Annotated in this window: 9 protein-coding genes; 4 read left to right on the forward strand and 5 right to left on the reverse strand. The window is 72.2% G+C overall.

The window, feature by feature from the left end:
* Positions 1-108: 108 nt before the first annotated feature.
* A complete protein-coding gene (locus KIK06_RS23010) occupies positions 109-600 on the reverse strand; it encodes a hypothetical protein (RefSeq protein ID WP_268645048.1) in 492 nt (163 codons plus the stop codon).
* Positions 600-1,958, reverse strand: a complete 1,359-nt coding sequence (locus KIK06_RS23015; protein WP_268645049.1) for a molybdopterin-dependent oxidoreductase — start codon at positions 1,956-1,958, stop codon at positions 600-602. The genes KIK06_RS23010 and KIK06_RS23015 overlap by 1 nt, the downstream gene beginning before the upstream one ends.
* A gap of 170 nt (positions 1,959-2,128) precedes the next feature.
* On the opposite strand from KIK06_RS23015, the gene KIK06_RS23020 reads away from it, so the two are divergent.
* Positions 2,129-3,523, forward strand: coding sequence for a hypothetical protein (locus tag KIK06_RS23020; RefSeq protein WP_268645050.1), 1,395 nt, complete (start codon positions 2,129-2,131; stop codon positions 3,521-3,523).
* 111 nt (positions 3,524-3,634) lie between these two features.
* Complete coding sequence (locus KIK06_RS23025) at positions 3,635-4,579, forward strand: NAD(P)-dependent alcohol dehydrogenase (protein ID WP_268645051.1); 945 nt, start codon at positions 3,635-3,637, stop codon at positions 4,577-4,579.
* A 101-nt stretch (positions 4,580-4,680) separates the two neighbouring features.
* On the opposite strand, the gene KIK06_RS23030 is transcribed toward KIK06_RS23025, so the two are convergent.
* The 3 genes from KIK06_RS23030 to KIK06_RS23040 form a co-directional block, all read right to left on the reverse strand.
* Entirely contained in the window at positions 4,681-5,535 is an 855-nt protein-coding gene (locus tag KIK06_RS23030; protein ID WP_268645052.1) for a pentapeptide repeat-containing protein, read from the reverse strand.
* 115 nt (positions 5,536-5,650) lie between these two features.
* Positions 5,651-7,195, reverse strand: coding sequence for a tyrosinase family protein (locus KIK06_RS23035; RefSeq protein WP_268645053.1), 1,545 nt, complete (start codon positions 7,193-7,195; stop codon positions 5,651-5,653).
* A 286-nt stretch (positions 7,196-7,481) separates the two neighbouring features.
* Positions 7,482-8,072 carry a TetR/AcrR family transcriptional regulator gene (locus KIK06_RS23040; RefSeq protein ID WP_017599098.1) on the reverse strand — a complete coding sequence of 197 codons (591 nt, stop codon included), beginning with the start codon at positions 8,070-8,072 and terminating at the stop codon, positions 7,482-7,484.
* Between the two features lie 161 nt (positions 8,073-8,233).
* On the opposite strand from KIK06_RS23040, the gene KIK06_RS23045 reads away from it, so the two are divergent.
* Both KIK06_RS23045 and KIK06_RS23050 read left to right on the forward strand, forming a co-directional pair.
* Positions 8,234-9,457 carry a beta-ketoacyl-[acyl-carrier-protein] synthase family protein gene (locus KIK06_RS23045; RefSeq protein WP_026127700.1) on the forward strand — a complete coding sequence of 408 codons (1,224 nt, stop codon included), beginning with the start codon at positions 8,234-8,236 and terminating at the stop codon, positions 9,455-9,457.
* An 84-nt stretch (positions 9,458-9,541) separates the two neighbouring features.
* Positions 9,542-10,795 carry a cytochrome P450 family protein gene (locus KIK06_RS23050; protein WP_268645054.1) on the forward strand — a complete coding sequence of 418 codons (1,254 nt, stop codon included), beginning with the start codon at positions 9,542-9,544 and terminating at the stop codon, positions 10,793-10,795.
* Positions 10,796-10,819: the final 24 nt, after the last annotated feature.

The following is a 10,819-nucleotide window of genomic DNA, read 5'->3' on the forward strand; positions in this document are numbered from 1 at the left end:
GGGGTGGTCCCGTGACGACACGTGGGAGGTCCGGGGGCGCCGTTTCGCGGCTCTGCGCTCCGGGCGGGACGGGGCGACGGGAGGGGTGTCGCCGGGTACGGCGGGGCCTCAGTCCGAGCGGTCCGCGACGGAACCACGTGTGTACCGCACCGCTCCCAGCGCTGCGGAGGCGGCGAACAAGAAGGCGCAGACCAGCAGCCAGCGTCCGGCGAACGGGTGGCCGGGAAGCCCGCTCTTGGACAGATAGGAGTCCGAGGGGCCGAGGATCAGCGGGAAGTAGACCACGAACAGCAGTGCCGAGACGACCGCGGGCACGCGCACGTGGTTGATGAGTCGGTTCCGTCTCCCGCCGCCGCCCTCCGCGGCCCGCCTCCTCCGCGTCAGCCGTCCGGCCACGCCCTGCCAGGCGCGGTCGATCAGGGTGTAACAGGGGAGGAACACCAGGTCGTGGAGGACGGCGGCGCCGACGAACCACACCGCCACGCCGAGGGCGTCGCCGGCCAGGAGCCGCGCCCCCGCGTAGCCGATGAGGGCGAAGGCCCCGATCATGAGCAGGAGGTGCCACACCGGGGCCCCGTACCAGCGGCGCAGGGCGGCCATCACGCCTCCCCGAAGGTGAGGCGTCCGACCCACTTGGTGTTGTGCACGCCGGGGGCGGCCGGAACGATGACGCGGGCCGGATACCCGTGGTCGAGGGAGAGGTCCGCGCCGTTGACGCGCAGCGCCAGCAGCGAGCGGGGGTCGCCGACCTGGTTCGCGCGCAGCGCGACGCGGGTGAAGCTCCCCGTGCGCTGGACGGACTCCACGAACACGCCGACGGGCCCCGTGGCCCCGACCAGGTCGGCCAGGTCGGCGAGACGGACCCCGGACCACTCCTGGTCCTCGGTCGACCATCCCTCCACGCACGCGATCGGCAGCGCGGCACGGTGCTGGGAGAGGGCGAGCAGCTCCGCCCTGGTGAGAGCGGTCTGCGCCGTCGGACCGCGCACGGTCAGCCGCCAGCCGTCACCGACGTCGCCCTCACCGACACGGGCCCGGGCCGCGGTGGTGTTGACGGGGAAGTCGTTGGGGCCGTCACCGGAGAGCCTGCCCCGCGGAGCCAGCAGGGCGGTCGCCCGCAGCGGTCCGCCGATGCTCTGCCCCGCGGTCACCGCGAACAACGTCAGCGACCCCAGCCCCACCACGCCCAGGACGCCGGCGCGCGAGATGGTCGGGGGCGCGGGGTTCGGACTGACGAGCCCGGACCCGTCGGACGATTCTCCGCCGGGGCCCTCTCCCGACCCGGGCGGTGGGGCGTTCCAGCGGCCTTCGCGCAACGTCCGGACCATGATCGGCACCTTGGTGGCGAGGTGGACGGCGAACCCCCCGAGGAACACCCACGAACCGTAGAAGTGCAGGACGTAGAAGGATCCGGGGAAGACGTACTCGAGCTGGACGTTCAGCACCCCGGTGGCGAAGACGAACAGGGCCCCGCCCACGAGGCAGAGCAGCGACAGCCGTTCCAGGGCGTGGGCCGCGGAGCGGACCGGGGGCCAGGCGAAGAAGAGGGGGATGACCGACCAGAGCTTCGCCAGCAGGACCGGCACCAGCACGATGCCCAGGGTGACGTGGAGTCCTTGGGTGAGCCGGTAGAGCCAGTGCGGATCAGTGGGCCAGGGGAAGAGGTAGAACCCGAGCAGGCCCTTGCCCGGCGTCTTGTCGTTGACCGGGGACAGGTCGGGGTTGTACGAGGCGTACGACAGCAGCCCGGTGACCGTGACGACCGTGATTCCGACGAGCAGGACCGCGCCCAGCACCGACGTCGTCCAGGGGCCACGGGCAGGACTGCGCCAGAAGCCCGGGCGTGTGGGGCCGACGGGCGGCCCGTCGCGCAGGAACGCCCGCACCCCGCGCTCCCGCCCCGAGCCCCCGGCCGCCGTGGAGCCGGAGGCGTCGGTCCGATCGGTGCCCTCGTCCATGTGCGCCTTCCTCGGTCCCTCGTCGTGCCGGGCCGCGCCCGCGATCATGCTAGGTCGGCCGGTCCCCGCGCCCTAGCAGTGAAACGCGCTCTGAACAGGCGTTCTCCTGTCATCGGCGACACTCCGGCCGACACCGTGGCCCCACCGGGACTGTGACCTAAAGTGACGATGTGAAACCGCGCGGCTACCAGAGACACGTTCGCGAGGCCGTCGGCGACGAACGTGCCGGACGTGGGCTCGACGCGCTCACCGCGGTCGCCGCCCTCCTGCTCGTCGGGGCGGCCGCGGTCGTCGGAACCTCCATCGAGCGCGCCGACGGCACCCTGCACGTGGGCTGGCCGCCGCTCTACGCCTCCTGGCTCCCGCACACGGGGCCGGGAACCGTTCCCGCGACCGCGCTGGCCGTGGTGGCGGTCCTCTACGGCACCCACCTGGCGCGGGCCCTCCCCTGGCGCGGCCTGGTGGCGGCCGTGTGGGCGGCGTCCGTGGCGTGGACGCTGTCCCTCGCCCTCGTCGACGGTTGGCGCGGCTTCACGGAGCCGCTGGAGTCCCCCTACGAGTACCCGGCGTCGGTCGACCGCTTCGGTGACGTGGGCGCGGCGCTGCGCGGGTTCACCGGGCACATCCTCGTCGGGCAGCCCGACAACTGGCCCACACACGTCGCCGGGCATCCCCCCGGGGCGATCCTCACGTTCGTCGCCCTGGACCGGGTCGGGCTCGGCGGCGGCGCCTGGGCGGGGATCTGGTGCGTCGTGGTCGGGGGGTCGGCCGCCGCGGCCGTCCTCGTCGCCCTCCGCGCGCTCGGGGCCGAGCGCGCGGCGCGGTCCGCGGCCCCGTTCCTGGTGCTGTTCCCCGGAGCGGTCTGGGTGGGCGCGTCGGCCGACGGCTACTTCGCCGCGGTGGCGGCGTGGGGTCTGGCCCTGCTCGCGGTGGCGGCGGCTCCGGGCGCCCGGGCGCCCCGGGCGGCGGCGCTCACGGCCGGACTCCTGCTGGGGTGGACGGTGTACCTGTCCTACGGGCTGGTCCTGCTCGCGATCCCCGCGGTGGCCGTCCTGGTGTGCGCGCGCACCGCCCGACCCCTGCCCCTCGCCGTCGTGGGGGCGCTGTCCGTGGCCGCGGCCTTCACGGTGGCGGGGTTCTGGTGGTGGGAGGGGTACCGCCTGGTGGTGGAACGCTACTACCAGGGAGTGGCGGCCGTCCGGCCGTACGGCTACTGGGTCTGGGCCAATCTGGCCAACGCCGTACTCGCGGCCGGGATCGCCTCCGCGGCGGGGCTGCGGCGGGTGCTCTCCCTGCTGCCGGGAGAGGTGCGCTCCCTACCGCGACCGGCCACCGGGTCGGACACCGGCGTGGTGGTCCTCCTCGTGGCGGCCGCGTTCTGCGCGATCTCCGTCGCCGACCTGTCGGGCATGAGCAAGGGTGAGACGGAGCGCATCTGGCTGCCCTTCCTCGTGTGGCTCGTTCCCGCCGCCGCCCTGCTGCCGCACCGCGACCGCCGCGTGTGGCTCGCCCTCCAGGCCGCGGCCGCCCTCCTGGTCAACCATCTGCTGCGCACCGGATGGTGAGGAACACACGGGAGACGCCCCCGAACGCGGAGGCGGACGTCTGTACGATGTCGTCCGCGGTCTCCGGTTCCGTCCGTGTGCCCGCCCCACCCAGGCAGGAGAGGCATCGCCATGGCCGACACCACGATGCGGGCGGTTCAGTTCGACGGGCCCGGAGGGCCGGAGGTGCTCCGGATCCGCGACGTTCCCATCCCCGCGCCGACCAGCGGTCAGGTACTCGTCCGCGTGCACGCGGCCAGCGTCAACCCCGCCGACGTCGCCAGCCGCCGGACGCGTTTGGGCCGGTTCCCGCGCGGTACCGGCATGGACTACGCGGGTGAGGTGGCCGAGGTCGGTCCCGGAGCCACCGACCTCCGGCCCGGGCAGAGGGTGTGGGGCTACCTCGGCACCCACGGGCACGAAACCGGTGCCGCCGCCGATTACCTCCTCGCGCGGCGCGAGCAGGTGGCGGCGGCGCCCGCGTCCGTCGACTCCGTGTCGGCGGCGGCGCTGCCCACGGTCGGGACCACCGCCCTGGAGGCTCTGCGGGACAAGCTGCGCCTGCGGTCCGGGCAGCGGCTCCTCGTGGTGGGCGCCAGCGGAGGAGTCGGCGGCACCGCGGTCCAGCTCGGCCGAGCCATGGGGGCGAGTGTCACGGCCGTGGCCAGCGCGCGCAACGCCGACCTCTGCCGTGAGCTTGGCGCCGACCGGGTCATCGACTACGCCTCGACTGGGGCGGACGCGTCGGGGCGGGAGTTCGACGCGCTCCTGGACTGCCACGGCGCCGCCCTGCGCCGGTACCGTCGGCTCCTGCTCCCCGGCGGCCGGGCCGCCACGATCGCCGTCAAGGCCTTCCCCTACGCCCTGTGGTCCCGGCTGCTCCCGGGTCCCGGCGTCCGTGTCGTCATCTCCCGGCCACGGAGGAGCGACATGGAGGCATTGGCCGGACACGTGGACCGCGGTGAGCTGCGCCCGGTCGTCGAGCGGGTCTACCCGCTGGTGGAGGTCCAGGAGGCCCACCGGGCGGTCGAGACCGGCCACGCCCGCGGAAAGCGCGTGCTGGATCTGCGCCGGTAGGGGCGCGGCGCCCCGTCGGCGTGCGTTCCCTCAAGGCCCGGGACGTCCTGAGCGCGGGTGTCGGGTTCGACGAGGTCCGCCTCGAACTCACCGGGTCCGCCCTACCCCTCGGCGGCTCGACCGGTGCCCCAGTGTGAGGGCCGGACGAGCCCCGGGGGCAGCCTGGTGGCGGCGTCGCCCCTGGCCGCGTTCACCTGCGGCTGTGTGAGGAAGAGGCTTCCGGTCAGGTCGGCGCCCCGCAGGTCGGCGTCGCGCAGATCCGCCCCGAGGACGTCGGTCCTCCTCAGATCGGCGCGGCGGAGGTCGGCGGCGATGAGGTAGGCGCCGCGCAGGGTGGCGCCCCGCAGGTCGGCACCGCGCAGATCCGCCCCGATCAGATCGGCTCCCCGGTGGTTCTCCGTACGGCCGGACGCCTCATCGCGCACCAACGCGCTGGCACGTGACAGCAGATCGCCCACCTCGCCGCGAACCGCTGTGACGTCCACGTCCGCGAGTCGCTCGGCGCGGCCCTGGCTGAGGTGGTCGACGTGGTCCCGTACCCGGCGCAGGTCCCCGTGGAGGGAGTGCGCCGCGGGAAGGGCGAGCGCCTCGGTGAGGTACCAGAGCAGTTCGTGGAGTTGGCGCATGACGCCGAACACGTCGAACATCCGCCGTGCCGTCTCGGGGCGGGCTCGCCAGTCCCGTCCGTCGAAGGTGACCCGGGAGACCTTCTGCCCGGCCCCGAAGCAGTCGAAGACGGTGCAGCCCGAGAAACCCTTCTCCCGCAGCCGCGCGTGGACACCGCAGCGGAAGTCCTCCTGGAGGTTGGTGCACGGCTGCCCGGCGTCCTTGTCGACCGGGAAGTCGGCGGAGGCGGAGAAGGGCAGGGCGACACAGCACAGACCGAAACAGTTCGCGCAGTCGGCCCGCAGGTGGGAACGGTCGTCCGTCACGTGTTGCCGGTCCTGGTGGGGCACGGGTGTTCTCCTCGGGAACGGAGGGGGAGCGAAGGTGACGAACCGTTTCGTTCGTCCGCACCATCGTCACCCAACACCATGTGTCCCCGAACCGGACCGGCACCGGGCCGGGAGGTCAGACCACCGTGAGCGTGGCCCGAGCGAACCGCGGGTCGGAGTCCGCGGCCAACGCCTCCGGTCGGTCGGCCACCACACGGACCGTCGGCACCTCGTCCCCGGTCGCCCAGGCGGACGTGTCCTCCAGCTCGCGCAGCTTCTCGGTCACGTCGAAGCTGAACGTCCGGCCTTCCGGATGCGGCTCGTCCCCGACGTTGTCGAAGAAGGCCAGCAGACCCACGAAGGCGGGGCCGTCCGGGTCGGTGCCGGACCGGTCGCCGCCGAGCAAGACGCTGAAGGGAGAGCAGGGCTGCCGGGTGGCCCGTACGCCCTCGAAGGTGAGTAGGACCCGCTCGTCGCCGCCATCGCCCGTCGTGGTCGTCTGGAGCGCCTCCGCGCCGCCCGGCGCGGGGGTGAGGGTGACGATGTTCCGGGCCGCCAGGCGCGTCTCCTCCTCGGTGGTCGCGGCCAGCTCGTCCGTCTGCCCGGGTGGGACGACGAACGGCGCGAAGTTCGACGTGTCCGTGCCGGTGCCGTCGGTCAGCGAGTCGTACTCGTACGCGTGGTCGGGGAATGCGAACACGTCGCCCTCCAGAACGTGCCGGCTCCCGTCCGCGTCGCGCAGCAGGAAGGGTTCGTCGTCCTGGGGGCCGTGTTTGGGGCGTACCGCCGGCCACCGCCAGCCGGTCGGCGACGTGTGTGAGGGGTCGGCCGCCATCCAGGCGTACCACAGGCGGTCGATGTTGCAGTGGTGCAGCCAGAACACCGGATCCCCGGCGGCCGTGGGGACGGCTCCCATCAGGCCGCCGACCGTACCGTGCACGATGTCGTGCGGCCGGTGCTCGAACGCCCGGGAGAAGCCGGAGGAAGCGCCGGGGGTGTCCTCGGGCGGCCAGAAGCACGTTTGGGCCATCGCCTCGCTCGGGTCCACCTCGGTCGGAGTCAGAGGCTCGGCGCCCCGGCACCGCCCTTCGGTGTCGTACGGGGGGAGGTAGAGCGGGTTCTCCTCCTCCCGGCCGTCAGGGCCGCGCATGGTCCGCTGCCGGAAGGGGAGCGGGACCCTGCGGTACTTCTCGGAGCCGTCGCCGGGCTCCCGGTGGGCGTAGTTCCAGTAGGGGAGTGCCCAGTCGAACTGGTCCCACTGGCCCAGGTCCTCCACGATGACGCGCCGGACGATGCGTTCGAAGTAGTAGAGGTACCAGCGGTGCCAGGGAAGGAAGTACCGGTCGCCGTGCGGGCACTGACGCCACTCGGGCGGATCTCCGTCCCGCTGTGGCGTGGGCTTGCCGTGGGTGTACCACTGGAACAGCCAGGAGTCGTGCCGGTCCGGTGTGCCGTCCCGCTGTTTCATCCAGCCGACCGCCCTGGCGTACCAGTACAGCCGTGGATGCCAGTCGCCGGTCACGGGATCGAAGAGCGTGGCCACGTCCTGGCGCACGAACGGGCTCAGGGCCGGTCGCCGCCGCTGGAACGGACCCGCCGCGGTGGCGGTGCCGGGCAGTCCCGCGCCGAGCGCGACGGCCCCCGCGCCCGCGAGCAGGAGGGAGCGCCTGGACAGGCTCATGTCGTTCCTCCGGAATGATCTCGGGTGCTCCGGCCGGGAGCGGGCCCGTGCGCACGCGAACCCCGACTCCCGGGGGAGTGATCGCTGGACGGAATGTCAGGAGCGTCAGCGGACCGCGGCGGGCACGAGACACCCCAGGGCACAACTCGGCTACTCTCCGTAACCATAGGTCGCCTGGGTTGAAAGTCTCGGACCCTGCTCCGGCGTTTTCCGTACGCCCGCGCGGAGAAGCTGGAACGGTCTTCGGCCGTCCCGCGACAACGTCGGGGCGGTGCCCCCGCCTGGTCTATTCCGTTCGCTTGTCCAGTTCCGGGAGGGTGCGGGCCACGGCGACGACGTAGGAGCGCGTGTCCGGCACGCCTTCCGGACCGCGGCCCAGGATCAGGCGCGTCATCTGGGGAAAGGCCAGCGGCCAGACGGCGATGCCGACGACCGCCAGGAAGGTGGCCGCGGCCGCCTCGTCGTCCAGGGGTGCTCCGGTCGCCTCGGCCAGGGCCGCGGCCTTGCGCGCGTAGTGCCCGCTCCGGAGCTGTTCGTCGGGCAGGAGGTCGCTGCCGTAGTGCAGGGCCTCCCACATCATCAACCTCGTCATCTCGGGGTTGTCCCGATGGAAGTCGAAGATCCGTCCCGCGTACTCTCCCAGGTCGCCGCAGGGAGGGCCGACCTTGGCCGCGTGCTCGCTCAGGGCCTGCGCGACCACCGCGGTGAACAGGTCCGCCTTGCTGCCGAAGTGACTGTAGATGCGCTCCTTGTTGATCCCGGCGTGGAGGGCGATGCGGTCGACACGGGCTCCGCTCATGCCGTGCGCGGCGAACTCCGAGCGTGCGGCCGCAAGCAGGCGGGCTCGCGTGTGTTCCGAGCGGCTGCTCAAGGACATGCCGAGAGCATAGCGGATCAAAACCAACTCATTAGTTTGCTTGGCCAGGAGATTCATCCGACAAGTTGGTCAGATTCACGTGGAAAAACACCCCAAACCACCACAAACCACCCAAACAAGGGATTGCGTACCTACTAGTAGGTTGGCTAAAGTCCCCAGCCATGCAGTCAAGCACTACTGACGTCTGGGCAACGGGTCTGGGCGCCATGACTCCGCTCGGCGCCGACGCCACCACGACCTGGTCGGCGATGCGCGCAGCCGAGAACGGTGTCTCCCCTCTCGAACAGAGCTGGGCACAGACACTTCCCGTGCGCATCGCGGCCCAGCTGCCCACCGACCCCGCCGAGGCGCTGGAGCGCACGGAGGCCCGTCGGCTCGACCGCTGCGAGCAGATGGCGTTGGCGACCGCACGCGACGCCTGGGACGACGCCGAACGCCCCGAGGTGGACCCCGAGCGCCTGGCGGTGGTGATCGGCACCGGCATCGGCGGCATCGGTTCGCTGCTTGACCAGAACCAGACCCTGATGACCTCCGGACCCCGGCGGGTATCCCCCCACACCGTGCCCATGCTGATGGCCAACGGGCCCGCCGCCTGGGTCAGCATGGAGTTCGGCGCCCTCGCCGGAGTGCACTCCCCGGTGAGCGCCTGCGCCTCGGGCGCAGAGGCGCTCGCGCTCGGCCTCGATCTCATCCGCTCCGACCGTGCCGACATGGTCATCGCCGGTGGCGTCGAAGCCAGCATCTATCCACTCACGCTGGCCGCCTTCGCCCGCATGATGGCACTGTCGACCGACAACGCCACTCCGGAACTCGCCTGCCGCCCCTTCGACACCGGCCGCAACGGCTTCGTCCTCGGGGAGGGCGCCGCGATCGTCGTTCTGGAACGGGCCGAGCACGCCCGTGCCCGGGGGGTGACGACACCCCACGGCCGACTGCTCGGTGCGGGCCTCAGCGCCAGCGCGTCCCACATCACCGCCTCGGACACGCCGGGCCAGGTCCGCGCCATACGGCAGTCCCTGCGCACCGCCGACCTGAGCCCGACCGACGTGGGCGTCGTGCACGCCCACGCGACCTCGACACCGCAGGGTGACGTGGCGGAGGCCGACGCCATCACCTCCGCGCTGGGAACCCACCCCGTGGTCACCGCCACCAAGTCCATGACCGGACACCTCCTCGGGGCCTCGGGCGCGCTGGGAGCCGTCGCCGCGATCCTCTCGCTGCGCGACGGAACGGTGCCGCCCACCCGCAACCTGCGGGACCTCGATCCCGAGGTCGACTGCGACGTCGTCACCGGTACCGCCCGCACCGGCCACTGGGACTGTGCCCTCGTCAACTCCTTCGGCTTCGGGGGGCACAACGTCTCCCTGGTTCTCGGCCGCCCCTGACCCGCCTCGGCCGGGGCCGGCAGGCCCCGACGCGCTGCCCGACGGCAGCACCCCACCCCACCCCACAGAAACCGATGGTGTGACGTGAGAGAACCGAACGGCACGCCGCGCGGCGGCTGCCCGATCGAACTCGACGAGGAGTTCTACGCCGACCCCTACCCCGTCTACCGGACCATCAGGGACTCCGGTAACACGCCGACGCCCGTGGTCCTGAAGACCGGGATGGCCTACCTCCCGCCGGGGCTCAAGGCGTGGCTCGTGACGTCGTACGAGGACGTCACCTTCGTCTTGCGCGACCCGAGGTTCCGCAAGAGCATCGACGAGGCCATGCCCCTGTTCGCGGCCAACGCGGGCCAGGAACAGGGCGCCGCGGGCGACCGGGGCCGAGCCTCGCTGCTGTACGACAACATGGCGAACAACGACCCGCCCAAGCACACCCGACTGCGCAAGCCGCTCAACACGATCTTCACCGCCCGTGCGGTCGCGGCGAAGCGTGACGACATGCGCCGGGCGGCCGACGAGGCCCTCGACGCCCTCGTTGGAGAGGACAGCTTCGACCTCGTGCGGGACTTCGCCCTCCCGTACTCCGTCTCGGTCATCTGCGACACGTTGGGTGTCCCCCGCGGCGACCGGAGCCGGTTCAACTCGTGGGTGCAGACCATCACGGGCGCCGCGGAACCGGAGGCGCTGCGCCGTGACGCCGACCGTATGGTGTCCTACCTGAGCGAGCTGATCCGTGCCCGACGCGACGACCCGGAAGACGACGTCCTCACACAGCTGGCCGCGTCGCTCGACGACCGGGAAGCCGTGGCGCAGGCCTACGCCCTGCTGGCGGCCGGATACGAGACGAGCGCCAACCTCATCGTGACGGGTCTGCTCACCCTCGAACGCGACCCGGAGCAGAAACGGCGTCTGTGGGCGGATCCCTCCCTGGTGCCCGGAGCCGTCGAGGAGCTGCTCCGCCACCAGTCACCGTTCAACCTCTCGCTCTACCGCTACGTGACCGAGCCGGTCGAGGTGGGCGGGGTGGAACTCCCGGCGGGCTCCATCGTCTTCCTCTCCTTCGCCGCGGCCAACCGGGACGGCGCGCGCTTCGACGACCCGGACGCCCTCGACGTCACCGCACCGCGAGGAGAGCACCTCGCGTTCGGCGGGGGCATCCACAACTGCATCGGTAAGCACCTCGCACGGCTCGAAGCCGAGGTCGCCTTCGACACCCTCATCCGCCGCTGCGCCGACCTGTCGATCGTCACCCCCTCCGACCGGTTCGACTGGAAGGCCAGTCCGACGTTTCGCGGCCTGAAGAGCCTCACGGTCGCACCTGGGCCACGGGCCTGACCGCTTCCCCCACCACCCTCCCCT

This window comes from Nocardiopsis sp. EMB25 (assembly GCF_026797795.1).
GTDB classification, from domain to species: Bacteria; Actinomycetota; Actinomycetes; order Streptosporangiales; family Streptosporangiaceae; genus Nocardiopsis; species Nocardiopsis lucentensis.